This window comes from Serratia sp. szju, assembly GCF_044594185.1.
Classification (GTDB): Bacteria; Pseudomonadota; Gammaproteobacteria; order Enterobacterales; family Enterobacteriaceae; genus Serratia; species Serratia bockelmannii.
Genome location: NZ_CP172576.1, coordinates 4864832 through 4890313 on the forward strand (window position 1 = coordinate 4864832; position 25482 = coordinate 4890313).

Consider the following 25482-nt stretch of genomic DNA (forward strand, 5'->3'; position numbering starts at 1 on the left):
AATGCCAAGCCCCAGGCCAACCATGGCACTTAGCAAAATGAGTTATCAACACTTGCGCAAGTCGCTTTAAAAGACACTTTCATTGAGCAAGCGTTGAATTCAGATTTGTTAGGCTTAGACTCTCGGAGCATTATTGCATAGTTCTAAAAAAAAAGACCGTCCCATCGTTTTGCCTTAAACTTAGCCACAATCGCTTCAATACTGTGCCACGACAGCCATGGAGGTATCGAGAGAAGCTTTACAAAGAAAGTTCTTCTGCCCACTCGCGGAAGGCTTTACCCTGCGTAGGATGGCGCAATCCGTAAGTCACGAATGCCCGCAGATAGCCCATCTTCTCACCGCAATTGAACGACTCACCAACCAATTCAGTGGCCTCTACTATTTGCTGCTGAGTCAGCTCAGCAATAGCATCTGTCAGCTGAATGCGTCCCCAAGCGCCCGGCTCAATTTTCTCGAGAATAGGCCAAATATCCGCAGATAGCACATATCGCCCAACGGCTGAGTAGTTTGATTTTAGCGGAACATCGCGTCCCGGCTTCTCGATTATTGAACTGATACGTGAAGAATCGCCAGGTTGCAGTGCGTTATTCTCACATTCGACAACAGAATACTCACGCAGAGTATGCTCGTCGACCGTTTGAACCAGTATCTGGCTATGGCCCGTTTCTTCGAAACGAGAAATAAGATGCGGCAAATTATCTCTTCTCAGGTCAGCCTTGGCATCGTCAAGCAAAACATCTGGCAACAGAACAACAAACGGCGAATCACCGACCAACGGTTTAGCGCAGAGAACGGCATGTCCCAGTCCTTTTGGTTGCCCCTGGCGAATGTGCATCAGCGTCACGCCTTTTGGCGTTATCGACTGCACTTCATCCAACAGCTGCCGCTTCACACGGGCCTCCAGCATCGCCTCCAGCTCGAATGAGGTATCGAAATGGTTTTCGATGGCGTTCTTGGAAGAATGCGTCACCAGGATGATCTCTTTGATCCCTGCCGCGACGCATTCGTTGACAATGTATTGAATCAACGGTTTATCAACGATTGGCAACATCTCTTTCGGAATCGCTTTGGTCGCCGGCAGCATGCGCATGCCCAATCCGGCAACGGGAATAACCGCTTTCAACTTCGTCATGGTAAACCTCATTCATTCTCGTGTTCGCTCTCAGCCGCGGTGGCGACAACCTGTTACTTTCCCAACGTCTGCTTCAACCAGCGGGTGAAGTTTTCGCCTTCCGAACCGTGACGCAGACCATATTGCACAAACGCCTTCATATAACCAAGCTTGTCACCGCAATCATGGGATTTACCGCTCATATGGAACGCTTCCACCGTTTGCTCTTTCATCAACATCGCGATCGCGTCGGTCAGTTGGATCTCGTCGCCTGCGCCAGGAGCGGTCTTTTCAAGCAGCGGCCAAATTTCTGCTGAAAGTACATACCGGCCGACAACCGCTAAATTGGAAGGTGCATCCTCACGGGCCGGCTTCTCAACCACCGCCGTCATCGGTGCGCTTTCTCCAGCAGCTATCGTCGCGCCTGCGCAATCTACCACACCATATTTGGACACATCTTGTTCCGGCACCGGTTCAACCATGATTTGGCTATAACCCGTATCATCAAAACGTTGGATCATTTTAGCCAGATTTTCTTTACGCAAATCCGCCGTAGAATCATCCAATAAAACATCGGGTAACAGCACAACGAAAGGAGAATCACCCACCATTGGTTTGGCGCAAAGCACCGCATGCCCCAACCCTTTCGCCTGTCCCTGACGCACCTGCATCACGGTAACATCCGGCGGACAAATACTTTGCACTTCACTCAGGAGCTGACGCTTCACGCGCGCTTCGAGCATGGCCTCCAGCTCAAAAGAAGTGTCAAAATGGTTTTCAATCGCGTTTTTCGATGAATGCGTGACCAATACGATATCTTTAATCCCCGCCGCGACGCATTCAGCAACAATGTACTGGATTAAGGGCTTATCGACCACGGGCAACATTTCTTTAGGAATAGCCTTGGTCGCTGGCAACATACGGGTTCCCAAGCCCGCAACGGGGATCACTGCCTTAAGTCTTGTTTGCATTTTCATTCCAATTCATCGTAGCGCTGCACTCACCTGTGCAGCGTGAACAAGGGGATTCAATCAGGCACGCTACCGCCCTTGGCTTGCAGCTACCAAAGTACTGTATTGACGCATCCACCCACGTCATTGTATGAGCCAGTAATTTTTATGCAAAACGGCACTCATTCTTCGTTTGAACTGCCATGCTGTTCACAAAAAAATAAAAAAATCGGTGCCTTTATAACCAAACGATGTTAGTTACTGCCGTTATATGACTAAGATTCTTATACTAATGCCTAAGTGATACAAGCCTTAGATCCCCCCAGTCAGCCGTTTTCAGAATAAGACTACTCATGCCACATACCGATAAGAATCATAGTTGAAGAAAATTGTTTTAATATTTTGATTTAAATATATTTAATAAGACGTTTCTTTTCTGAGCGCATGGCATCCCGGCAGATATTTGCTCCCTCGGCCCTTGATTCCTTGGGCCACTCGGCGCCGATCGATGTTTACGGCAATACGCCTGTGCTGATCCACGTCCTCCCGATTAAAGTTGAATTTTGCCGCCTCAGCGCCCATCATTCCCGTGCGGCATAAGCCGTAGAACTTACAGGTGAAATTGGGCGTATGGAATGGATCGCTGATCCAACAATTTGGGCCGGCCTGGCCACTTTGGTCGTGCTGGAAATCGTGCTGGGTATAGACAACCTTGTCTTCATCGCCATTCTGGCGGACAAACTACCGAAACAACAACGAGATAAGGCCCGTGTCGTCGGTCTGTTGCTGGCGCTGGTCATGCGTCTGGCTCTGCTCGCCTCCATCTCGTGGCTGGCGACGCTGACCAAACCGATGTTCATCGTCGCGGAGCACCCCTTCAGCGGCCGCGATCTGATCATGCTGGTCGGCGGGATATTCCTGCTGTTCAAAGCCACCATGGAGCTCAATGAGCGGCTGGAAGGCAAGGATGAAGAGCAGCATGGCGCGCGCAAAGGCGCACGTTTCTGGCCGGTCGTGGCGCAGATCGTGGTGCTGGACGCCGTCTTCTCGCTCGACTCGGTGATCACCGCGGTCGGCATGGTCGATCATCTGGCGGTGATGATGATCGCGGTCTGCATCGCCATCGGTCTGATGCTGCTGGCCAGCAAGCCGTTGACACGCTTCGTCAACGCTCACCCGACTATCGTTATCCTGTGCCTGAGCTTCCTGCTGATGATTGGCTTTAGCCTGGTGGCGGAGGGCTTCGGCTATCATATTCCGAAAGGCTACCTCTACGCAGCGATCGGCTTCTCGGTAATGATCGAGGCGCTGAACCAGCTGGCGCAGTTCAACCGCCGTCGCTTCCTGTCAAAGGTGCGGCCACTGCGCGAACGCACCGCCGAGGCGGTGTTGCGTATGCTGAGCGGCAAACATGAAGAAGCAGAGGTCGACAGCCACTCCGCGAACCTGCTGGCCGATAGCGACAGCGAAAGCGGCGAGATCTTCAATCAGCAGGAACGGCGCATGATCGAACGCGTACTCGGCATGGCGCAGCGCACGGTCAGCAGCATCATGACCTCGCGTCACGACGTCGAATACCTTGAGCTAAACGATCCGCAGGAGAAACTGACGCAGTTGCTGGAGCGTAATCAGCACACGCGCATCGTGGTGGTGGAAAGCAGCGCCAGCGACGAACCGCTGGGCGTTATCCATACTATCGACGTCCTCAAACAGCAGTTGGCGCAGGCGCCGCTGGATCTGCGCGCGCTGATACGCCAACCGCTGATCTTCCCGGAACAGCTCACGCTGTTAAGCGCCCTGGAGCAGTTCCGCCAGGCGCAGACGCACTTTGCCTTTGTGGTCGACGAGTTCGGCTCCGTCGAAGGTATCGTCACCCTGACGGACGTGATGGAAACCATCGCCGGCAATCTGCCGGAGGCTGGCGAAGAGGTGGACGCACGCCATGACATTCAGCAAAACGAAGACGGTAGCTGGATTGCCAACGGCTATATGCCGCTGGAAGATCTGGTGCTGTACCTGCCGATGCCGCTGGAAGAAAAGCGCGAATACCACACGCTGGCGGGGCTGCTGATGGAGCACAGCCAGCGTGTGCCGCAAGAAGGCGAGCAAATCAAGATCGGTGACTATCTGTTCGAACCGCTGGAGGTCAACAGCCACCGCATCCTGAAAGTGAAGATCACCCCGCCTCCCCCACCGGAGGACTACGAGGTTTAGCATTGAGGCCGGGTATCGCCCGGCCTTTCTTTTACTGGGGAACCAACAGCTCGGTCGCCACGATCACGACTACCAACCCGACAATCACCGGCACCGACGTGCGTTTCACCACGTCGAACGGCGAGATTTTCGCCATACCGGAAACCGCCACCACCACGCCGGAGACCGGTGACAGCGTGCGGCCGAGGTTAGACGCCTGCAGCATCGGGATCACCAGATAGGCCGGATTCACGCCCATCTGCGCCGCCAGTTTCGGGATCAGTTCGACAAACGCATAGAACGGCGCATTGCCGGAACCGGTGGTCATGGCCGCCAGCATGGTGATCACCACCAGCACCAACATCATGATCAAACCGCCGGTGCCGAACGACTGCGCCAGCCCGATCAATCCGCTGATAAAGCCGACGGTGCTCAACCCCTGCGCGAACACACCCGCGGCCACCAGCAACATCACCACGCTGGCGAAAGCGTCCGCCATGCCGCGATAGGCCACTTCCAGGCCGCTGAACACCTGTTTGGCGCTGAAGCTGCGCACAAACTCGATCACGGCTGCCAACAGTATGCACCCGACCAGTACGGTAATGATGTGCAGCTCCGGCCCCCATTTTCCGTCGAAAATCAGCACGCCGAGGATCGGCGTAAACGGCAAAATCGCATAAAACCCCGGCGCGTGGGTGTTGATTTCGCTGACGTCCATGATGTGATGCTGTTCATTGTTCTTTTTGTCGAGATAGCGCTGCCAGAAAAAGTGCGCCACGGCCATGCAGACGATGGCGGCAATCGAGATCGGCAGCGTGGTTTTGAACGCGAAGTCCACCAGCGGCATCTCCGCCGCCTTGGCCGCCAACACCACGTCGCCGGAGGTCGGCGCCAGAATAATCGCCGCCGGCGAAGCGCAAATGGCTGCCGCCGCACCACGGCTGATGCCAACGTTCACCATCAACGGGAACAGCGTCGCCATCAGCAATACGCCGAGGCCGGTGGCGGAAGAGACCGCCAATGACATCAGGCAAGCGACAAAATAGGCCGCCACCATCAGCAGATAAGGCGAGTTGATCATCTGCAAAGGGCGCGAGGCCAGCTTGACCACCACGTCGTTAGCGCCGATATGCGTCATGTACGCGGCAAAGCCGCACAGCATCATGATCATCATGCCGAGATCGCCGCCGCGGCTCATCAGCAAGATCTTGACGTACTCGATCATGTCGGTCGCGCGCCAGCCGGTAGACGCCGCGCCGGATGGCAACAGCGTTTTCCCCATCAGGGCGCTAATACCGAGCAGCAGTAACCCGCCCACCATCAAAACGCCGGTGGCGGAATACCCTTTGATGATGTAACGGCCCACGCCCGCCGCTACTACGGCGCCAATAAGAAGCTCTATCATGTTTCCTCAACTCGTCATGTTTTCGCGCTCAGGCGCATAGCCTTAGCAGAACAGGCTCTTACTCTGCACAAACTGCGCGCGAGTCTTCATGACCTTCATCAAGGTAACGGAGAGAAATTATCGTGGGAAACATCGATATTGACGCGGGCCCCAATGCGGCCCGCGTCAGGAGGAATTACAGCTTGTCGAGCAACTTCTTCAGATCCTGGCCTTCGCGCGAATCCTTGTTCTTTTCAGCCCACTTGTTCAACGCATCCTTGGCCCGATCCTGCAGCGTTTTGCGCAGCACTTGATCGACCTGCAGTTGATAATTCAGCTGTTGCCAAGGCCCATAGACCCGCAGCGGGATCGGCGTTTTTTGCAGTTGCTCAATCAGCTCGCCGCGCCCTTGCCAACCGCCAGTGACGCGCACGTTGAGTGCCATGTCGCACTGTTTGCCCGGCATATTGATGCTACCGGCGCCGGTCAGCGCCAGCAATGGCGAATCCGCCGTCAGGCCGCTGAGTTTGACCGTGCCCTGATTCAGGCTGGCCTGCGCCGAGACGCTTTTGACTTCGGTATAGCGCTGATAGCTATCTTGCCCGCGCACGCTGTTATCATTACGCGCCACCGCCTGCTGTATCAGCTGCTGAATATTCAAACCGTGCAGCTGGGCATCCTGCATCGCCAGCTGCGCCGTACCGCGCCAGCGGCGCTCAAATGCCTGTGAAGAGAGGCGATCGCCGGTCAGATCCCCGTTCATGCTGAACTTGCCGGTGAGCATCTGCGGCATATCGAATGCCTTGAGCACCGTGCCAAGCTCAACCTGATTCAGCACCGGTTGCACGCTTATCACCGGTTTATTGCCGCGCGCGTCGAGCGTTCCCGGCAAGGAGAAATCTCCGCCGGCCAATTGCCCGGCAAGCTTGTGCAACGTCAGCAGGCCGCGTTGGTTATCCGCCGTAACGGCCAACTGGGTAACGTTCATACCGCGATAGGTTACCTGTGCCGCCTGCAGGTTCAACTGTGCAGTGAAATCGCGCAGCGCCTCCAGGTTTTGCTGCCGATCGTCAACCTGGCTGGCGATCACCGGCGCGGAAGTCACGGCGGGCTGCTCGGCGGTAGTGGTGCTGGATTGCCAGCCGGAAAGCGCGTCGAGATCGAGGTTAGCCGAATTGAGGTTCACCACATAGCCGGGCACGGGTCCCAGCGTGGCGCTGATATCGCCGGTCAACTGACTGTTATTGGCGCTGACGTTCAGCTGGCTGACGGCAATCTGCGCCGGCGTCTGCTGATAGACCACCTGCGCATTACCCTCTCCCTGAATACCGCCGTTCAGAATATCCGCGCCCGCCAGTTGGTAATTGAACTGGGTCACTTTGGCGCCAATCTGGCGTGGGAACTGCTGCAGATCGACATCGGCCGCCATGCTGAAGGTCAGGTCACGCTGATCGCGGTTGACCCGGCTGGAAAGTTCCAGCTGCGCCTGGCGTTTCTCCGTTTGTTGCAGAGTGAGATTGATATTCCGGACATTGATTTGTTCGTTATCGGCACGCTGCCAAATCAGCAGGCTGTCCACCACCCGAAGGTTATCGATATCGAACTTCCAGGCCGCGTCTGCCGCGTCAGTACCGCTACCGGCGGGTGCGATCGGGGCGTCCACCTGCGAGTGCTCTTCGCTGTCGGGCGTGAGGCGAATAACCGCGTTTTTCAACATCACCTGCTTCACAAACAGCTGATGCGACAGCAGCGGCAACAGTTTGACATCGAGGCGCATGTTTTCCGCACTCACCACCGGCGCTTTGGCACCCGGTGCAGTTAGCGTCATGCGGCCGGCCAGGATGCTGAGCTGCGGCCAGATATGCCACCGCAGGTCGCCTTCGAGCGTCAGCTGGTAGCCGCTCTTCTGCTCGACCTTTTTGACCATGTAGCCGCGAAAATCATTCGGATTGACCAGCAGTACCAGCGCGGACATCCCCGCCACCACGACCACCAGTAAAATCGCCAATGTCGTCAGTAATCTTCTCATGCCACCCTCTTGTCAGCGCCACACCGACGGTGCATTCCGCGCCGTTAGTCCTTGTCGATTCGACTGGCTACTGCGCCCTGCTGATCGCGATATTTTGCGTCCTGGCGGCTGTTGTATGGCCGGGCCGCCGGGCCGGACAATGGCTCAAAGCTCAAGGCCCCGATCAGCATCCCCGGCCGCAGCGCCAGCGGCAGCTTGCCGGAGTTGTAAAATTCCAGCACGATGCGGCCGTGCCAACCCGGATCGATACGGTGCGCAGTGACGTGCACCATCAGCCCCAGGCGCGCCAAAGAAGAACGGCCGTCGAGCCAACCCACCAGATCGTCCGGCAGCGTCACGGATTCGAACGTCACCGCCAGGGCCAGCTCGCCAGGATGAAGGAAGAACGCCTCGCCTTCCGGCAGGACAATCTCGTCGCTCATCACGCGATCCAGCGCGGCGCTGACTTCGTCTTTCGGCCCGCTAAGATCGATAAAAGGCGCGGTATGGCCACTGAACACGCGGAACTGATTGCCCAAACGGACATCTACTGTGGCCCCGTTGATGCGTTCGAGCGGCGGGCGCGGGGAAATCACCAGTTTCTCGCTATCCAGCCAGGCTTCTATATCGCGGTCGCACAGTCTCATGTCTTTCTTCTCCATCAAAACGCATAACTAAACAAAAATTGCCACACAACGGGCGAAAGGTCTACGCCGGGGTGCAAATAGTTGGCCACCGGCCGGAAATACACATTTCCGGCCATTAAGCGGCATTATTCAAAGAATTGGCTGATTTTGGCTTTCAGAATATCGATCGCGATGCGGTTTTTGCCACCGCGCGGGACGATGATATCGGCGTATTGTTTGGAAGGTTCGATAAATTGCAGGAACATCGGGCGCACGGTCTTCTGGTATTGCGCCATCACCGAATCCATCGAGCGGCCGCGCTCGTTGACGTCGCGCTTCATGCGGCGCATCAGGCAGATATCCAATGGCGTGTCGACAAAGATCGAGAAGTTCATTTCCTGGCGCAGGCGGATATCCGTCAGCAGCAAGATCCCTTCCAGAATAATGACTTTTTTAGGTTCCAGGTGGACAGTTTCTTTCTTGCGCGTGTGTTCGGTGTAGCTGTACAGCGGCAGCTCGATCGCCTTACCGGCCTTCAGCATCTGCAGATGCTGGAACAGCAGGTTGTGATCCATGGCGCTCGGGTGGTCGTAGTTGGTTTTGACCCGTTCTTCCATGGTCAGGTGAGTCTGGTCTTTATAGTAACTGTCTTCTGGAATAACGCCGATGTGCTCATCGCCGACCTGCTCGCGGAGTTCGCGGTACAACGTGCTGGCGATAAGGCTTTTTCCGGAGGCAGATGCGCCAGCTATACCAATAATGACGCACTGATGCGGATTGTCAGTCATAAAATTAAAGACCTGATTTCATAGTGTGAAGGGGGGAACTAAAACGCGACAATTATAGGGAGTCGCCGGGGTTTGCGCCACTGTATATTGCGCAACGGCGGGCGAATTCGGGCTGTCACGCCACGGGCAAGCGGCATTTTAAGAATCTCACGCCTAGGGCAACGCGCCGTAACGGGTTACACTCCACGGCGCTGACTTTTGCTCCCCGCCCCCTTTCATCGGAGATTGATGTGCTGGATTGGTATTTTCTGACTTTTTTCGGCGACAGCATGCTGCTGCTGCCCTGCGCGCTGATTCTGTTTTTGTTGCTGATCGCGTCTCCCGCCACTCGCGCGGCAGGCTGGCAATGGGCGCTGATCTTCGGTTTCACCGGCGGGCTGGTCTGCCTGTCCAAACTGGCCTTTATGGGCTGGGGCATTGGTAGCGCAAGTTATGACTTCACCGGATTCAGCGGCCATTCAGCCCTCGCGGCAAGCATCTGGCCGCCATTGCTTTGGACGTTGACCGGTCGCTTTTCCCACCCCATACGTAGCATCGCTTTACTGACCGGGTGGATATTACCTTTCGCCATCGGCGTTTCGCGGCTGGAAATTCGCGTGCACTCGGTATCTGAGGTGATCAGCGGGCTGATTTTAGGCTACCTGGCCAGCGCACTGTTCCTGTGGTTGCAGCGGAGCAAAACGCGCCCGCATCTCTCTTGGCCGCACTTCGCCATCGCGCTGGCCTTGCCATTGGCGCTTATGGGACAGCGGCAGCCGGCTCCCACCCAGGGATTGCTGGAGCATATCGCCAAAACGCTGGCACAGATCGAACGTCCTTATACCCGGGCAGATTTGCACAACCCTGCCCGCATCCTATAAAAAACCCGGCGTTTAAGCCGGGTTCTTGCATTGCGATAGGCTGATTACAGCGCGCGGAACGCAATCTCTGTCGGGATCGCCTCGCCCTGCCAATACATCTGCGCAGCCACACGGCCGGCCAATTGACGATACATGTCGGCGAATTCGCTGTCCGGTCGGCTGATCACCGTCGGCGTACCGCGATCCAGATCTTCACGCAGCGAAATATGCAACGGCATCTGCCCCAGCAGACGACTGTTGTATTTCTGCACCAGCTTCTCGGCGCCACCGGTGCCGAAAATCGGCTCATGGTGACCGCAGTTGCTGCAGATATGCACGCTCATGTTCTCCACGATGCCCAGCACCGGCACATGCACTTTCTCGAACATCACGATGCCCTTGGCGGCATCCAGCAAAGCGATATCCTGCGGGGTGGTAACCACCAGTGCGCCGGTCACCGGAATGTTCTGCGACAGCGTCAGCTGAATGTCGCCGGTACCCGGCGGCATGTCCAGCACCAGATAATCCAGATCCGGCCACAGCGTATCCTGCAACAGCTGCATCAGCGCCTTACTGGCCATCGGTCCGCGCCACACCATAGCATTGTCGTCGGTCACCAGATAGCCGATAGAGTTGGTCGCCAGGCCGTGCGCCATGATTGGTGCCATATGTTGACCGTCCGGCGAAGTCGGCCGCTCGTGTTCGGTGCCCAGCATATTGGGGATCGACGGGCCGTATATGTCGGCGTCCAGAATGCCGACCTTGGCCCCTTCGGCGACCAGCGCCAGCGCCAGGTTGACGGCGGTGGTGGATTTCCCCACCCCGCCTTTACCGGAGCTGACGGCGATGATATTGCGCACGCCTTTGATACCGGCCTGGCCGTTGGCACGCTTCAGCGTCGTGATATCGTGTTTAAGCTTCCAATCGATGGCGCTGGCGCCGGTCACGCGCAGCAGCTCGGGGCCAACGCTTGCCTGCAGCGCTTCAAAGCCGCTCAGCCAGGCAAACGGCATCGTCAGTTCGATATGCAGCACATCGTCCAGCAACGCGCAGTGATGGATAGCCTTCAATGCGGTCAGGTTGTTTTTCAACGTCGGGTGTTCAAAGGCGGCCAGTACACCGGTCACCAGGGCGCGCAGAACTTCGGGGTTGGTCTGCTCAGGGGATTTTGCGTTCATCCCGGCTCCTTGATTTTGAATGGGTAGCTTCCGGCTAAGCATATCAGAACTGCCCGGCGGCTGGCGCGTATAACCTGCAAGAAACCGCCCTAGCAGCGAAGAGCGCGATCGGTTAACATCGAAGGCCCTTTTATTCATTACAGAAAGCAAGTTCTCACTATGGCTCAAGTCGCGAAAAAATTATTGGTGACGTGCGCGCTACCGTACGCAAATGGTTCCATCCATCTCGGCCACATGCTCGAGCACATCCAGGCGGATATCTGGGTGCGTTACCAACGAATGCGCGGCCACGAAGTGCATTTCATTTGCGCGGACGACGCGCACGGCACGCCGATCATGCTGAAAGCGCAGCAGCTGGGCGTAAAACCGGAAGAAATGATCGCGCAGATGAGCCAGGAGCACCAACAGGATTTCGCCGGCTTTGGCATCAGCTATGACAACTATCACTCGACCCATAGCGATGAAAACCGTGAGCTGTCCACCCTGATTTACAGCCGCCTGAAAGAAAACGGTTTTATCAAGAACCGCACCATTTCTCAGCTGTACGATCCGGAGAAAGGCATGTTCCTGCCGGACCGTTTCGTGAAGGGCACCTGCCCGAAATGCAAATCGCCGGACCAATACGGCGACAACTGCGAAGTGTGTGGCGCCACCTACAGCCCGACGGAACTGATCGATCCGAAGTCCGTGGTTTCCGGCGCGACGCCGGTAATGCGCGACTCCGAGCACTTCTTCTTCGATCTGCCGGCCTTCAGCGAAATGCTGCAGGCGTGGACGCGCTCCGGCGCGCTGCAAGAGCAAGTGGCGAACAAGATGCAGGAGTGGTTCGAATCCGGCCTGCAGCAGTGGGACATCTCCCGCGATGCGCCTTACTTCGGCTTCGAAATCCCGGATGCGCCGGGCAAATACTTCTACGTCTGGCTGGACGCACCGATCGGCTACATGGGTTCCTTCAAGAACCTGTGCGACAAACGCGGCGATCTGGACTTCGACGAGTTCTGGCGCAAAGACGCCACCACCGAGCTCTATCACTTCATCGGCAAGGACATCGTCTACTTCCACAGCCTGTTCTGGCCGGCGATGCTGGAAGGCAGCAACTTCCGCAAACCGACCAACCTGTTCGTACACGGTTACGTGACGGTGAACGGCGCCAAGATGTCCAAGTCGCGCGGCACCTTCATCAAGGCCGGCACCTACCTGCAGCACCTCGACGCCGACTGCCTGCGCTATTACTACGCCGCCAAGCTCTCTTCACGCATTGATGACATCGATCTCAATCTGGAAGACTTCGTGCAGCGCGTGAACGCCGACATTGTCAACAAGGTGGTGAACCTCGCTTCGCGCAACGCCGGCTTTATCAACAAGCGCTTCGGCGGCAAGCTGGCCGACAGCCTGGCCGATCCGGCGTTGTACCAGACCTTCGTCGACGCGGCGCAGAGCATCGCCGAAGCTTATGCCAGCCGCGAGTTCAGCCGCGCGATCCGCGAAATCATGGCGCTGGCCGATCTGGCCAACCGTTACGTGGATGAACAGGCGCCGTGGGTGGTGGCGAAGGAAGAAGGCCGCGATGCCGATCTGCAGGCCATCTGCTCGATGGGCATCAACCTGTTCCGCGTGCTGATGACTTACCTGAAGCCGGTGCTGCCTTCGCTGACCGAACGCGCCGAAGCGTTCCTCAACGCCGAGCTGAGCTGGGACGCAATCCCGCAACCGCTGCTGGGCCACCAGGTGAACGCATTCAAAGCGCTGTTCAACCGTATCGATCTGGATAAGGTCAGCGAGATGGTCAACGCCTCGAAGGAAGACATGGCCGCCGCCAAACCGGTGACCGGTCCATTGGCCGATGATCCTATTCAGGAAACCATCACCTTCGACGACTTTGCCAAGGTAGACATGCGCATCGCTCTGATCAAGAGCGCCGACTTTGTCGAAGGCTCCGACAAGCTGCTGAAACTACAGCTGGATCTGGGCGGCGAACTGCGCCAGATCTTCTCCGGCATTCGCTCCGCTTACCCGGATCCGAAAGCGCTGGAAGGCCGTCTGACCATCATGGTCGCCAACCTGGCGCCGCGCAAAATGCGTTTCGGCGTTTCGGAAGGCATGGTGATGGCGGCGGGCCCTGGCGGGAAAGAGATCTTCCTGCTGAGCCCGGACAGCGGCGCGCAGCCTGGTATGCAGGTCAAATAACCGCACCGGTGCGTAACATCGAGGGTCGAGCTTGCTCGGCCCTTTTTTAATGTCTCAAACCCGACGTTATAAGCAGTAAGAAAAAGTCATAACCGCTCTGATTCCCTCGCCTGCCGCATCTCGCTATGATGCTCCGCAACAACAAATAGACGTCCAGACAGAAAGACTGCTATAACAGACCTTCACCGGGATCGTTTCCCTGCTTTTTTGGAGCCTATAATAATGAAAAACGTCAAGACTTCGCTGCTCGCCCTCAGCCTGCTGGCTGCCCTGCCGTTGCAGGCAGCGGAAAACGCCGCCGTGCCAGCTGCCATCGCTCAGCATCAGGGGCCGGTGCGCATCGCGGTGATCCGCAACCTCGGTTCCGACGACAACACCACGCAATTTTTGGCGGGTGCCATCCAGGAAGGACGCAAGCTGGGCTTCAAGGTGGACACCTTCCTCAGCAACGGCGACGACGCGCGCTTCCAGGACTTCGTCAACCAGGCTATCAGCCAGAAATATGACGGCATCATTCTCTCACAGGGGCGAGCCCCCTATTCCACCGAGCTGGTCAAACGCATCGCGGCGGCCGGCATCGCCGTCGCGGCGTTCGATACCGACGTCAGTGGCAGCGTTCCCGGCGTCACCGTCTCGCAGCAGGACGACGCTTCGCTGGCCAACGCCTCCTTCGGCCAGTTAGTGAAGGATTTCAACGGCCAGGCCAACATCATCAAACTCTGGGTAGCCGGCTTCCCACCGATGGAACGCCGCCAGGCCGCCTATCAGCAGCTGCTGAAACAGCATCCGGGCATTCACGAGCTGGAATCGATTGGCGCGGTTTCATCCGACGTGCAGGGCGATACCGCCAACAAGGTGGGCGCGGTGCTGGCGAAATACCCTAAAGGCAAGATCGACGCCATCTGGGGCACCTGGGACGCCTTCACTCAGGGCGCTTACAAAGCGTTGAAAGAGAACGGCCGCACCGAGATCAAGCTGTACAGCATCGATATCTCCAACCAGGACTTGCAGCTGATGCGCGAAGCCGGCAGCCCGTGGCAGGTCAGCGTGGCGGTGGATCCGAAGCTTATCGGCGCAGTCAACGTGCGCCTGGTGGCCAACAAGATCGCCGGGGAAAGCACGCCGGACAGCTATCAGTTCAAAGCGACGGTCATTCCGCAGGCGCTGCTGCTGGCGCAGCCGGGGCCGGTCAACGTCGCCGGGCTGGCGAAGATCATCCCCGGCTGGGGCAGCAGCAGCGACTTCGTGCAACCGTGGTTCGCCACGCTGCAGGCCGAACACGGTAAATAATGCTGTTTTTGACGAGGCTGCCGACGCAGCCTCTGTTTTTAAACTAATTTTCGGCTTCCCCCTTCCGTCCTCGCCAAAATACGCTATGTTATCTGCATCGCCCAATAACTGTATGCATAAACAGGCTTCGAATGAAGGGATTCCCCTCGCTGATCAACGTGCTGCTGGCCAGTTCGCTGGTGTTGACCATCGGCCGCGGCGTGACGCTGCCGTTCATTACCATCTACCTCACCGAGCATTTCCATCTGCTGCCGAAGAGCGTGGGCGTGATCCTGGGCGTCAGCCTGACCCTCGGCATCCTTGCCAGCCTGTACGGCGGCTATCTGGTTGACAAATTCAGCAAGAACCGCCTGATCCTGCTGTCGATTTTATTGTTTGCGCTGAGCTTCTTCGCCATTCCCTGGATCCCGCGCCCCGGCGGCGTGATCGTGGTGCTGGCCATCTTGCATACCTGTTATTCGGTGCTGAGCATCACCATTAAGGCCTGTTTCGCCGACGGGTTGCCGGTCGAGCAGCGCATCAAGGCTTTCTCAATCAACTACACGCTGGTCAACGTCGGTTGGGCGATCGGTTCTGCGCTCGGCGTCCTGGTAGCCGGGCTTAGCCCACTGCTGCCGTTTTACCTGTCGGGCGGGTTGGCGCTGGCGACGGTGGCGGCGCTAAGCCTGCGCTTGCGCGGCCGGGAACAGCGCGCAACGCCAGCCGCCGCCGCACCGGCCGCGCTACCCAACTTCCGCCAGACGCTGACTATCCTGCGGAGCGATCGGCGGCTTATCTACTTCACCCTCGGCAGCACCCTGGGCGCCGTGGTGTTCGGTCAGTTCACCGGCTATCTGTCGCAGTATCTGATCACCGTCTCCAGCGCCGAGTTCGCCTACAAAATCATCGGGCTGGTGATGATCGTCAACGCCAGCATCGTTATCGCCCTGCAATACCTGCTCAGCCGCGGTATGCGCCAGGAAAACATGCTGCGCTGGCTGGTGCTGGGCACGCTGTTTTTCATCGTCGGGCTGCTCGGTTTCATGGCGGCCGGCCAGGCGGTCTGGCTGTGGCTGGCGGCGATGGCGGTGTTTACCCTCGGCGAAATCATCGTGATCCCGGTGGAATACATGTTCATCGACTTTATCGCACCCCCGCACCTGAAAGGCAGCTACTATGGAGTGCAGAATCTCAGCGCGCTGGGCGGCGCCATCAACCCGGTACTGTGCGGGGTGCTGCTCAGCTATGCCGCGCCGCCGCTGATGTTCGTGATGCTGATCGTCGCCGCGCTGCTCAGCCTGCTGTTTTTCTTCCTCGGCCACCGGCTGGCAGAACACGCGGCGGCAGCGGCCGAAGACACGCGCTGAACCCGCGCGTGGCAGCCATTGCGGGCTGTCAACCCGCCGATCGGGTATGGCACCCATAGCGATAATTCATGGTGCGATCTGTGGCATGGCTCACAGTTTAATTGTATGATGAATGCAGCGATTAAACGGGGAAAGACAATGGCCAACGTGCTCACACTGTGCTGGAAATACCTGAGAGCCCTGCTCCTCATCTACCTGTGTCTGTTCGTCGGCAACGCAGTGGCGGCGCTGCTGCCGTTCGCCATTCCCGGCAGCATCCTCGGCATGCTGCTGCTGTTCGCCCTGCTCTCTACCCAGATCCTGCCGGCCAAATGGGTTAAACCCGGCTGCCATTTGCTGATCCGCTACATGGTGCTGCTGTTCGTGCCGATCGGCGTCGGGGTGATGAAATACTATGACCAGATCGTCGCGCATCTAGGCCCGCTGGTCATCTCTTGCCTCATCAGCACGCTGATGGTGCTGGTGGTGGTCGGCTATACCTCACACTATTTTCACCGCGAGCGCCGCATCGCCGGTAAGCCCGACGATACGGAGGGCAACTCATGATCCATGAAATCTGGTGGTCGCTGCCGCTGACGCTGGCGGTCTATTTCGCCGCGCGCTGGCTGGCGCGCAAACTGAACATGCCGCTGCTCAATCCGCTGCTGGTGTCCATGGCGGTGATCATCCCGCTGCTGCTGCTCACCGGCATCCCCTATGAGCGCTACTTTCAGGGCAGCAAAATCCTCAACGATCTGCTGCAGCCGGCGGTTGTCGCGCTGGCCTTCCCGCTGTATGAACAGCTGCACCAGATCCGCGCGCGCTGGAAGTCGATTATCGCGGTGTGCTTCATCGGCAGCCTGACCGCCATGATCAGCGGCGGCGCCATCGCCCTGTGGCTGGGCGCCACGCCGGAAATCGCCGCCTCTATCCTGCCGAAATCGGTCACTACGCCAATCGCCATGGCCGTCGCGGACTCGCTCGGCGGTATTCCGGCGATCAGCGCAGTCTGCGTCATTTTCGTCGGTATCCTCGGCGCCGTGTTCGGCCATACGCTGTTCAACCTGTTGAAAATCACCACCCACTCTGCGCGCGGCCTGGCGATGGGCACCGCATCCCACGCGCTGGGCACCGCACGCTGCGCGGAGATGGACTACCAGGAAGGCGCATTCGGCTCGCTGGCGCTGGTGATCTGCGGCATCATCACCTCACTGCTGGCGCCGTTCCTGTTCCCGGTGCTGCTGCATCTGTTCGGCTGAATACGGCGAAACTTGCGATACATCTCGCATTTATTTATTTCATTGCATTAATTTCACCAATTAAGAGACATTAGTCACACTTTAATGTCTCTGGCCTGCCTAGAATGTTACCCCGTTAACTCGTAGAGAGACCTTCTATGCATCCGCGTTTTCACACCGCTTTCAGCGCACTGCCCGCGACACTGCAATCCGCCCTGCGGCCCTATCTGGACGCGCCTGACTTTCCGGCGATGTTCACGGCCGAGCAAGCGGCGGCGATCCGCACAGGTTGCGGGCTGGACGATGATGCGCTGGCATTCGCGCTGCTGCCGCTGGCGGCGGCCTGCTCGTTAACCCCGATATCGCATTTCCACGTCGGCGCCATCGCGCGCGGGCAAAGTGGCAACCTCTATTTCGGCGCCAATATGGAATTCAGCGGCGCACCGCTGCAGCAAACCGTGCATGCGGAACAGTGCGCGGTTACCCATGCCTGGCTGCGCGGTGAATCGGCGCTGGCCTCGGTCACCGTCAATTACACGCCGTGCGGTCATTGCCGCCAGTTTATGAATGAGCTGAACAGCGGCGGCGAACTGCAGATCCGTCTGCCGGGCCGCGCGCCGGCTACGCTGGCGGACTATCTGCCGGACGCCTTCGGCCCGAAAGATCTGGATATCGCTTCGCTGCTGATGGACAAGGTCGATCACGGTCACCAGCTGGCGCTGGACGACGCACTGACACAGGCGGCACTGGCGGCGGCCAATCAGAGTCACGCACCGTACAGCAACGCCCACAGCGGCGTGGCGCTGGAAACGACAGACGGCATTATCTATGCCGGCCGTTATGCGGAAAACGCCGCCTTCAACCCTAGCCTGCCGCCGCTGCAGGCCGCGCTGATCCTGCTGAACCTCTCCGGCGGCGATTGCCTGAACATTCGCCGCGCCGTACTGGTCGAGCCGCAGGAGGCGATCCTCAGCCAGTGGGACGCCACCCGCGCCACCCTGGCGGCGCTAGGCTGCCAGAACGTCAGCCGCGCCACTTTCTAAGCGCACCACGGCGGGGCCATCCGGTTCCGCCGTTAACAGCCCCGCCCGCCAAATACAATGCCCCGACGCCGCAAGAAACACTTTCTTTAGTTAAAAAATCATTTGATTGTCGATAATTACGCCAACCTGGTTCATCATCTGGCAACAAATGCTGTACATCTTCTCTTTATCTCTTAGGATCGTCGGCAATAAAGTTATCTGATACGTGAAGAGTAAAACTGATGGAACTAGAATACGAAAGCAAACGCCCGCTCTATATCCCTTACGCCGGCCCGATTCTGCTGGAATTTCCGTTGCTGAACAAAGGCAGCGCTTTCACCGAGGAAGAACGTAGCCACTTCAACCTGCACGGCCTGCTGCCGGAGGCGGTGGAAACCATCGAAGAACAGGTGGAACGCGCCTACCGTCAGTATCAGGATTTCAAGAACGATAACGACAAGCACATCTACCTGCGCAACATCCAGGACACCAACGAAACCCTGTTCTACCGCCTGCTGGACTCGCACCTGAGCGAGATGATGCCGATCATTTACACCCCGACCGTCGGCGAGGCCTGCGAACACTTCTCCGATATCTATCGCCGCGCGCGCGGGCTGTTCATCTCCTACCCGAACCGCGATCGCATCGATGACATGCTGCAAAACGCCACCAAGCAGAACGTCAAGGTGATCGTGGTCACCGACGGCGAGCGTATCCTCGGCCTGGGTGACCAGGGCATCGGCGGCATGGGCATTCCCATCGGCAAGCTGTCGCTGTACACCGCCTGCGGCGGCATCAGCCCGGCCTATACCCTGCCGGTGGTGCTGGACGTCGGCACCAACAACCCGCAGCGCCTCAACGATCCGCTGTACATGGGCTGGCGCCATCCGCGCATCTCCGGCGAGGAGTACCACGCCTTCGTCGAAGAGTTTATTCAGGCGGTCAAACGCCGCTGGCCGAACGTGCTACTGCAGTTCGAAGACTTCGCACAGAACAACGCCACCCCGTTGTTGAACCGCTATCGCGACGAGATCTGCTGCTTCAACGATGACATTCAGGGCACTGCCGCGGTGACCCTCGGCAGCCTGATCGCCGCCAGCCGCGCCGCCGGCAGCCAGCTGCGCGATCAGACCGTCACCTTCCTCGGTGCCGGTTCCGCCGGCTGTGGCATCGCCGAGCAGATCATCGCGCAGATGAAGTCCGAAGGGTTGAGCGAAGACGAAGCGCGCGCCCGCGTATTCATGGTCGACCGCTTCGGCCTGCTGACCGACAAACTGCCGAACCTGCTCGATTTCCAGAGCAAGCTGGTACAGAAGAGCGACAACCTGACCGGTTGGGAAACCGCCAGCGACGCCATCTCGCTGCTGGACGTGGTGCGCAACGCCAAGCCGACCATTCTGATCGGCGTTTCCGGCCAGCCGGGGCTGTTTACCGAAGAGCTGATCCGCGAAATGCACAAGCACTGCGAACGCCCTATCGTGATGCCGCTGTCCAACCCGACCTCGCGCGTGGAAGCCCGCCCAGAAGACATCATCAACTGGACCGACGGCGCCGCCCTGGTCGCGACCGGCAGCCCGTTCGCACCGGTGAGCTATAAAGAGCAGCTGTACCCGATCGCCCAGTGCAACAACTCCTACATCTTCCCGGGGATTGGCCTCGGCGTGCTGGCCTCCGGCGCCACCCGCGTCACCGACGCTATGCTGATGGCCGCCAGCCGAGCGCTGGCGGACTGTTCGCCGCTGGCCACCGACGGCCACGGCGCACTGCTGCCGAATATCGACGATATTCAGGGCGTGTCGAAGTGCATCGCCATGGAAGTGGGTAAAGCGGCGCAGCTACAGGGTGTGGCGATCGTCACCTCCGAAGACGCGCTGTCGAAAGCCATCGAGCACAACTTCTGGCGGCCGCAGTACCGCAGCTACAAGCGCACCTCGTTCTGATCAACGCGCTGAAATGACCCAGCCCGGCTCCGCCGGGCTTTTTTGTGCGGCAAAACCGCCGAAAAATGCGGCGTTGCGCGTGCTTCAGGCGGTTCGCGTCTTGCGTCGATCGGTCAGGTAAAGTAGCCTTGATCCATCTTTTTCAGCCCGGCGCGCGTAAGGCAACAACATGTGGAAACGCCTGATCATCAGCCTGTTCATCATCATTGCGGTGTTGATGGGTTCGGCTATTGCGCTCGATCGCTGGATCAGCTGGAAAACCGCGCCTTACGTCTACGACGAACTGCAGGAGCTACCGCACCGCCAGGTTGGCGTGGTGCTCGGCACGGCCAAGTATTACCGCACTGGGGTGATCAACCAGTACTACCGTTACCGCATTCAAGGGGCGATCAACGCCTATAACAGCGGCAAGGTGAAATACCTGCTGCTGAGCGGCGACAATGCCCAGCAAAGCTACAACGAACCAATGACCATGCGTCGCGATCTGATCGCCGCCGGCGTGGCGCCGAGCGATATCGTGCTGGACTACGCCGGCTTCCGCACTCTAGACTCCATCGTGCGCACCCGCAAGGTGTTCGACACCAACGATTTCATCATCATCACCCAGCGCTTCCACTGCGAGCGCGCGCTGTTCATCGCCTTGCACATGGGCATTCAGGCGCAGTGCTACGCGGTGCCGTCGCCGAAGGACATGATGACGGTGCGCGCCCGCGAGATCTTCGCTCGCCTGGGCGCGCTGACCGATCTGTACATCCTCAAGCGCGAGCCGCGCTTCCTCGGCCCGCTGATCCCGATCTCCGCCATGCACACCGTGCCGGAAGACGCCCAGGGTTATCCCGCCGTGTCACCGGAACAGTTGGTGGAACTGGAGCACAAGCTGAAAGAAGAGAAGCAAAAAGCCAAACAGCCTTAATCATCCGGCAGAGGGTTTTACACGCGTCCCCAGCAATACGCTAAAAGGGCGTATTATCCGAGAAATACGCAGTGTTAACGAATACCGGATGATTTGCGTAAAGCACTCTCTACGTACGTTGACAGCTTATTGCGACATAGAAAGCGGCGATGCCCTTCTGCCGCCGCCGAATGAACTATTCAAACGATCCAGTTCAATGAAAAGGACCATCAGATCATTGCTGTCCAGTCCAATCAGGGCGAGTTCCTGTACCAGTGATTGCAAAAGCAATTGTTTGCGGGCATCAGGGGAACCAGAGGAAAGCATGGCTTCAATCAACACGAAGTTAGCGCTGCGGGGGGATTCCAGATCGGGATAAGTGGGGTCCACATATAAATCGTCTTCCCCAAGACGGATAAAGCGCTGGAATTGATCGTTCGCAGGATAGCCGGTTTTTACTACCGCCGCGTGAATAGCTGATGAAATTCTTTTCTTATCAAGCGTATTACGACTTTTCAGCGTAATGGTAAATACAGGCATAGTTTGCTCCCTGAGAACGGTAGATAAAAGCAGTTTACTGGCTTCATGTCATGTGGGTAGCCCGAAAACTGTGTCACGCTGTAACCAACCCAACCTCAAGATCGGGCAATTCCCTTACCCGAAACAACCCAGCCAGCCATTGCCAAATAATGCCTTACTGTTTTGCTGCGCCCTGCCTCCTAGAATGCAACAAGGCCGGCAATAGGCCGGCCTTGTTGTCTGTGCTGCGGTAGCTCTACTTCTTCTTGGCGTATTTCAACGAGTCCAACGCCACGGCGAAGATGATGATGCTGCCCTTGATGATGTACTGCCAGTACGGGTTGATGCCGATATAGGTCAGGCCGTAGTTGATGACGGTAAAGATGATCACCCCGGTCACCACGCCCCACACCGTACCCACCCCGCCGGCAAATGAGACGCCCCCCACCACGCAGGCGGCGATGGCATCCAGCTCATACATAAAGCCGAGGTTATTGGTGGCGCTGCCGATGCGCCCCGCTTCCAGCAAGCCGCCGAAGGCGTAGAACACGCCGGACAGCGCATAGATCATGATCAGGTTCAACGGCACGTTGACGCCGGACACCTTAGCCGCTTCCGGGTTGCCGCCGATGGCGAAGATGTTCTTGCCGAAGCGGGTCTTGGTCCACAGGATCCAGACGAATATGATGGCGATCAGCGCGTAAAAAGTAATGTACGACAGCTTAAAGTCGCCGAAGCGCAAGAAGCCCTGGGCAAAGGTGGAAAACTTCGGATCGAAACCCGCGACCGGCGACGCGCCGACCGAATCGTAATACAGCGAGTTGATGCCGTAGACGATGATCATGGTGCCTAAGGTGGTGATGAACGGCGTCACGTTGAGATAGGCGATAATCAGGCCGTTAACCAGGCCGATCACCGCGCCGACCGCACACACCAGCAAGATGACCAGGGGAATCGACCAGGTTTCCATGTGCGGGAATACCTTGTTGACGTTATCCATCGACTGCAGCAGCGTGGCCGCCACCACCGCCGCCAGCCCCACCTGCCGCCCGGCGGACAGGTCGGTGCCCTGAGTCACGATCAATCCCGCCACGCCCAGCGCGATGATGATGCGCACCGAAGACTGCGTCAGGATGTTGCTCAGGTTCATCAGGCTAAGGAAGGTAGGATCCTGAATGATGATGATGGCCAACAGCACCAGCAACACCACGTAAATGCCGCCTTCCTTGAAATAGGTAAATAAGGTTTTTTTATTTAGCGCGTTCATAATTCCGATCCTTAAAGGTGCAGGGAGGCGAGACGTAAGATTTCATTTTGCGAGGTCTGTTTGGTGTTAACGATGCCCGCAACCTGACCGTTGCTCATCACCAAAATACGGTCGGTGATCCCCAAAAGCTCCGGCATTTCGGACGAGACGATAATGATCCCCTTGCCCTTCTTCGCCAGTTCGGTCATCAGCTGATAAATCTCGAACTTGGCGCCCACGTCGATGCCGCGCGTCGGTTCATCCAGCATCAGGATCTCCGGCTGCGTCAGCAGCCAGCGGCCGATGATCACCTTCTGCTGGTTGCCGCCGGACAGCGAGCCGATATGGGTGTGATGCCCCGGCGTTTTCACCCGCATGGCGTCGATCACCCACTGGGTGTCGCTCTTCATCCGCGCGTTATCCAGCAGGCCGAGCTTGTTTTTATAATTGCGGATATTGGAGATCAACGAGTTGAAACCCACATCGAGGTAAGCGTAAATCCCGGTGGATCGGCGCTCTTCGGTCACCAACGCAAACCCGTGGTTGATCGCTTCGTTGGCACTGTGGTTGTCGATCGCCTTGCCGTGCAGCTTTATAGTGCCCGCCACCTTTTCACGAATGCCGAACAGCGTCTCGACGATGTCGGTGCGCTTGGCGCCCACCAGCCCGGCGATGCCGAGGATCTCGCCCTGGTGCAGATCGAAGGAAACATCGCGGATCGAAGGCTGGCGCAGCGATGTCAGGTTCTTCACCTCAAGGATCACCTCACCCGGCGTGTTTTGCCTGTCCGGGAAGCGCTGGCTCAGCGAGCGGCCGACCATCATGGCGATGATCTTGTCCATATCCAGCCCTTCCAGCGGCTGGGTGGCGATCCACTGGCCATCGCGCAGCACCGTTATCTCGTCGCACAGCTGGAAGATCTCTTCCATCTTGTGCGAGATATAGACGATGCCGCAGCCGCGTTCTTTCAGCTTGCGGATGATGGTGAACAGATGATTGACCTCTTTCTCCGTCAGCGAAGAGGTCGGTTCATCCATGATGACGATCTTGGCGTCGTAGGAAAACGCCTTGGCGATCTCGATCATCTGCATCTGCGACACCGACAGGTTGCCCACCTTTTCGCGCGGGTTGATGTCGATATCCAGCTCGTCAAAGATCGCCTGGGTGTCTTTGAACATCTTGTCCTGATCGACGAACAGGCCTTTGGTCGGATAGCGCCCCAGCCACATGTTGTCCATCACGGTGCGTTGCAGCACCAGGTTCAGCTCCTGATGCACCATCGAAACGCCGTGTTCCAACGCTTCCTTCGAGCTCTTGAAATCGATTTCCCGGCCCTGAAACACAATGCTGCCGCTGTCTTTTTTATAAATGCCGAACAGGCATTTCAGCAACGTCGATTTCCCCGCCCCGTTCTCCCCCATCAGGGCGTGAATCGAGTGCGGACGGACGCGTAAATTGACATTGTCCAAAGCTTTGACGCCGGGAAATGACTTACAGATATCCGTCATTTCCAGCAAAAATTCGCGTGAGCTATCGGCCATAAATACACCTGGCTTAACGATCTTGCAGTCGTAAACATCCCCGCCGGCGGTATCCCTGGTGTTGGCGCCGCAGGCGGGGTCTTAGCGGGATCTCAATTCTTATTTAACGAACTGAGACAGGTTGTCTTTATCTACGCCGACGTAAGGGATACGCACGACTTTATTTTCGACTTTATATTGGGTGCCTTCGGTGGCCGGTTTGCCTGCCGCCAGGTTTTTCGCGAGCTCGAAGGTGGCTTTCGCCTGGTTGTCGGCGTCGTTCAGCACCGTGCCCGCCATCGCGCCGGATTTCACCAGCGCCAGCGCTTCAGGCAGCGCATCGACGCCGAACACCGGGATACTGGTCTTGTTGTGCGCTTTCAGCGCTTCCACCGCGCCCATCGCCATGGCGTCGTTGTTGGCGATCACCACTTCAATCTTGTTGGCATTCGGGCCGGAGAGCCAGGCGTCCATCTTGTCTTTCGCCTGCGCGGTATCCCACATCGCGGTATCCATCTGCAGCTGCTGGGTCTTGATGCCTTTTTCGTTCAGCGTCTTCACCACGTAGGTAGTGCGCGCTTCGGCATCCGGGTGGCCCGGTTCACCCTTCAGCAGCACGAACTGGATCTGGCCGTCTTTGTTCAGATCCCAGGCCGGGTTGGCTTGCCAGTGTTTGGCGATCAGCTCGCCCTGGATCACGCCGGACTCTTTGGAGTCGGTGCCGACGTAATATGCCTTGTCATAGCTGTCCAACGCCTTGCGGGAAGGTTCTTTGTTGTAGAACACCACCGGGATATCGTTTGCGCGCGCCTTATCGATAACCACCGGTGCCGCGGCCGGGTCGACCAGGTTGATCGCCAGCGCTTTCACGCCCTTGGCCAGCAGCACGTCGATCTGATCGTTCTGTTTGGACTGGTCGTTCTGCGAGTCATTCATCAGCAGAGTGACGTCCGGCGAAGCCTTGGCATCTTTCTCGATCGCCTTGCGCACCACCGACATGAAGTTGTCGTCGTATTTGTAAATCGTGACGCCAATACGGGTATCAGCATGGGCTGCGGCGCCAAACATCATGGCTGCGGCCATGGCGGCCAGGGTGAAAACCTTCTTATTCATTGTCAGTCTCCGGTTCTGTGTAGGGTATTACTCGTCTTTGAGCCAATGGTCACCGGCAGTGCGCACACCCCAGGCCAGGCGATTTCCACTCAACACCTGTCGTCCGTGGATCT

General features: G+C 57.8%; 21 protein-coding genes. 10 read left to right on the forward strand and 11 right to left on the reverse strand.

Annotated elements, in window-relative coordinates; all coding sequences use genetic code 11:
* Positions 1–238: 238 nt before the first annotated feature.
* Positions 239–1132, reverse strand: a complete 894-nt coding sequence (locus tag RE418_RS23020) for a sugar phosphate nucleotidyltransferase (RefSeq protein ID WP_089180706.1) — start codon at positions 1130–1132, stop codon at positions 239–241.
* 53 nt (positions 1133–1185) lie between these two features.
* Positions 1186–2082, reverse strand: a complete 897-nt coding sequence (gene galU / locus RE418_RS23025; protein WP_043142457.1) for a UTP--glucose-1-phosphate uridylyltransferase GalU — start codon at positions 2080–2082, stop codon at positions 1186–1188.
* A gap of 609 nt (positions 2083–2691) precedes the next feature.
* Between galU and RE418_RS23030 the strand changes: the two genes are divergently transcribed.
* Positions 2692–4275 carry a TerC family protein gene (locus RE418_RS23030; protein ID WP_043142445.1) on the forward strand — a complete coding sequence of 528 codons (1584 nt, stop codon included), beginning with the start codon at positions 2692–2694 and terminating at the stop codon, positions 4273–4275.
* Between the two features lie 31 nt (positions 4276–4306).
* Here RE418_RS23030 and dcuC read toward each other — a convergent pair whose 3' ends face one another.
* The 4 genes from dcuC to udk form a co-directional block, all read right to left on the reverse strand.
* Entirely contained in the window at positions 4307–5659 is a 1353-nt protein-coding gene (dcuC, locus tag RE418_RS23035; RefSeq protein ID WP_089180705.1) for an anaerobic C4-dicarboxylate transporter DcuC, read from the reverse strand.
* A gap of 175 nt (positions 5660–5834) precedes the next feature.
* Positions 5835–7667, reverse strand: coding sequence for an outer membrane assembly protein AsmA (gene asmA, locus RE418_RS23040; protein ID WP_043142441.1), 1833 nt, complete (start codon positions 7665–7667; stop codon positions 5835–5837).
* 44 nt (positions 7668–7711) lie between these two features.
* Positions 7712–8293 (reverse strand): dCTP deaminase, encoded by a 582-nt coding sequence (gene dcd / locus RE418_RS23045; protein ID WP_019454407.1) that lies wholly within the window; start codon positions 8291–8293, stop codon positions 7712–7714.
* Positions 8294–8418: 125 nt separating this feature from the next.
* Positions 8419–9060, reverse strand: a complete 642-nt coding sequence (udk, locus tag RE418_RS23050; protein WP_004938922.1) for a uridine kinase — start codon at positions 9058–9060, stop codon at positions 8419–8421.
* Between the two features lie 230 nt (positions 9061–9290).
* Between udk and RE418_RS23055 the strand changes: the two genes are divergently transcribed.
* Positions 9291–9920, forward strand: coding sequence for a phosphatase PAP2 family protein (locus tag RE418_RS23055; RefSeq protein WP_025302159.1), 630 nt, complete (start codon positions 9291–9293; stop codon positions 9918–9920).
* A 44-nt stretch (positions 9921–9964) separates the two neighbouring features.
* On the opposite strand, the gene apbC is transcribed toward RE418_RS23055, so the two are convergent.
* Entirely contained in the window at positions 9965–11077 is a 1113-nt protein-coding gene (gene apbC, locus RE418_RS23060) for an iron-sulfur cluster carrier protein ApbC (protein WP_043142439.1), read from the reverse strand.
* A gap of 159 nt (positions 11078–11236) precedes the next feature.
* Here apbC and metG point away from each other — a divergent pair, with 159 nt between their 5' ends.
* The 8 genes from metG to sanA all read left to right on the forward strand — a co-directional run bounded on the left by metG (position 11237) and on the right by sanA (position 20992).
* Positions 11237–13264: a methionine--tRNA ligase gene (metG, locus tag RE418_RS23065; protein ID WP_043142437.1), complete on the forward strand. Its 2028-nt coding sequence runs from the start codon at positions 11237–11239 to the stop codon at positions 13262–13264.
* 222 nt (positions 13265–13486) lie between these two features.
* Positions 13487–14554 carry a sugar ABC transporter substrate-binding protein gene (locus tag RE418_RS23070; RefSeq protein ID WP_049205821.1) on the forward strand — a complete coding sequence of 356 codons (1068 nt, stop codon included), beginning with the start codon at positions 13487–13489 and terminating at the stop codon, positions 14552–14554.
* Positions 14555–14685: 131 nt separating this feature from the next.
* Entirely contained in the window at positions 14686–15900 is a 1215-nt protein-coding gene (locus RE418_RS23075; RefSeq protein ID WP_089180704.1) for an MFS transporter, read from the forward strand.
* A gap of 138 nt (positions 15901–16038) precedes the next feature.
* Positions 16039–16446 (forward strand): CidA/LrgA family protein, encoded by a 408-nt coding sequence (locus RE418_RS23080; RefSeq protein WP_049208868.1) that lies wholly within the window; start codon positions 16039–16041, stop codon positions 16444–16446.
* Positions 16443–17138, forward strand: coding sequence for a CidB/LrgB family autolysis modulator (locus tag RE418_RS23085; RefSeq protein WP_019454415.1), 696 nt, complete (start codon positions 16443–16445; stop codon positions 17136–17138). The genes RE418_RS23080 and RE418_RS23085 overlap by 4 nt, the downstream gene beginning before the upstream one ends.
* A gap of 137 nt (positions 17139–17275) precedes the next feature.
* The gene (gene cdd, locus RE418_RS23090) at positions 17276–18160 is read left to right on the forward strand and encodes a cytidine deaminase (protein ID WP_025302152.1); all 885 of its coding nucleotides are present in this window, start codon (positions 17276–17278) and stop codon (positions 18158–18160) included.
* Positions 18161–18381: 221 nt separating this feature from the next.
* A complete protein-coding gene (locus RE418_RS23095) occupies positions 18382–20079 on the forward strand; it encodes an NAD-dependent malic enzyme (RefSeq protein ID WP_025302151.1) in 1698 nt (565 codons plus the stop codon).
* A gap of 169 nt (positions 20080–20248) precedes the next feature.
* Positions 20249–20992: an outer membrane permeability protein SanA gene (sanA, locus tag RE418_RS23100; protein WP_004938948.1), complete on the forward strand. Its 744-nt coding sequence runs from the start codon at positions 20249–20251 to the stop codon at positions 20990–20992.
* A 126-nt stretch (positions 20993–21118) separates the two neighbouring features.
* Here the strand turns inward: sanA and RE418_RS23105 are convergent, their stop codons facing one another.
* The 4 genes from RE418_RS23105 to mglB form a co-directional block, all read right to left on the reverse strand.
* On the reverse strand, positions 21119–21511 hold the full coding sequence (locus tag RE418_RS23105; protein ID WP_043142430.1) for a tautomerase family protein: 393 nt from the start codon (positions 21509–21511) through the stop codon (positions 21119–21121).
* Between the two features lie 235 nt (positions 21512–21746).
* Complete coding sequence (gene mglC / locus RE418_RS23110; protein ID WP_004938953.1) at positions 21747–22757, reverse strand: galactose/methyl galactoside ABC transporter permease MglC; 1011 nt, start codon at positions 22755–22757, stop codon at positions 21747–21749.
* Between the two features lie 11 nt (positions 22758–22768).
* Entirely contained in the window at positions 22769–24277 is a 1509-nt protein-coding gene (mglA, locus tag RE418_RS23115) for a galactose/methyl galactoside ABC transporter ATP-binding protein MglA (RefSeq protein ID WP_004938959.1), read from the reverse strand.
* Between the two features lie 99 nt (positions 24278–24376).
* Positions 24377–25369 carry a galactose/glucose ABC transporter substrate-binding protein MglB gene (gene mglB / locus RE418_RS23120; protein ID WP_025302149.1) on the reverse strand — a complete coding sequence of 331 codons (993 nt, stop codon included), beginning with the start codon at positions 25367–25369 and terminating at the stop codon, positions 24377–24379.
* Between the last annotated feature and the right edge of the window lie 113 nt (positions 25370–25482).

Excerpts from the sequence above, each read along its gene's own strand:
- asmA (WP_043142441.1), bottom strand. The coding sequence starts at position 7,667 with ATGAGAAGATTACTGACGACATTGGCGATTTTACTGGTGGTCGTGGTG.
- apbC (WP_043142439.1), bottom strand. The coding sequence starts at position 11,077 with ATGAACGCAAAATCCCCTGAGCAGACCAACCCCGAAGTTCTGCGCGCC.
- mglB (WP_025302149.1), bottom strand. The coding sequence starts at position 25,369 with ATGAATAAGAAGGTTTTCACCCTGGCCGCCATGGCCGCAGCCATGATG.
- RE418_RS23105 (WP_043142430.1), bottom strand. The coding sequence starts at position 21,511 with ATGCCTGTATTTACCATTACGCTGAAAAGTCGTAATACGCTTGATAAG.
- mglC (WP_004938953.1), bottom strand. The coding sequence starts at position 22,757 with ATGAACGCGCTAAATAAAAAAACCTTATTTACCTATTTCAAGGAAGGC.
- dcd (WP_019454407.1), bottom strand. The coding sequence starts at position 8,293 with ATGAGACTGTGCGACCGCGATATAGAAGCCTGGCTGGATAGCGAGAAA.
- mglA (WP_004938959.1), bottom strand. The coding sequence starts at position 24,277 with ATGGCCGATAGCTCACGCGAATTTTTGCTGGAAATGACGGATATCTGT.
- galU (WP_043142457.1), bottom strand. The coding sequence starts at position 2,082 with ATGCAAACAAGACTTAAGGCAGTGATCCCCGTTGCGGGCTTGGGAACC.
- RE418_RS23030 (WP_043142445.1), top strand. The coding sequence starts at position 2,692 with ATGGAATGGATCGCTGATCCAACAATTTGGGCCGGCCTGGCCACTTTG.
- RE418_RS23070 (WP_049205821.1), top strand. The coding sequence starts at position 13,487 with ATGAAAAACGTCAAGACTTCGCTGCTCGCCCTCAGCCTGCTGGCTGCC.
- cdd (WP_025302152.1), top strand. The coding sequence starts at position 17,276 with ATGCATCCGCGTTTTCACACCGCTTTCAGCGCACTGCCCGCGACACTG.
- metG (WP_043142437.1), top strand. The coding sequence starts at position 11,237 with ATGGCTCAAGTCGCGAAAAAATTATTGGTGACGTGCGCGCTACCGTAC.
- RE418_RS23080 (WP_049208868.1), top strand. The coding sequence starts at position 16,039 with ATGGCCAACGTGCTCACACTGTGCTGGAAATACCTGAGAGCCCTGCTC.
- dcuC (WP_089180705.1), bottom strand. The coding sequence starts at position 5,659 with ATGATAGAGCTTCTTATTGGCGCCGTAGTAGCGGCGGGCGTGGGCCGT.
- RE418_RS23075 (WP_089180704.1), top strand. The coding sequence starts at position 14,686 with ATGAAGGGATTCCCCTCGCTGATCAACGTGCTGCTGGCCAGTTCGCTG.
- udk (WP_004938922.1), bottom strand. The coding sequence starts at position 9,060 with ATGACTGACAATCCGCATCAGTGCGTCATTATTGGTATAGCTGGCGCA.
- sanA (WP_004938948.1), top strand. The coding sequence starts at position 20,249 with ATGTGGAAACGCCTGATCATCAGCCTGTTCATCATCATTGCGGTGTTG.
- RE418_RS23085 (WP_019454415.1), top strand. The coding sequence starts at position 16,443 with ATGATCCATGAAATCTGGTGGTCGCTGCCGCTGACGCTGGCGGTCTAT.
- RE418_RS23020 (WP_089180706.1), bottom strand. The coding sequence starts at position 1,132 with ATGACGAAGTTGAAAGCGGTTATTCCCGTTGCCGGATTGGGCATGCGC.
- RE418_RS23095 (WP_025302151.1), top strand. The coding sequence starts at position 18,382 with ATGGAACTAGAATACGAAAGCAAACGCCCGCTCTATATCCCTTACGCC.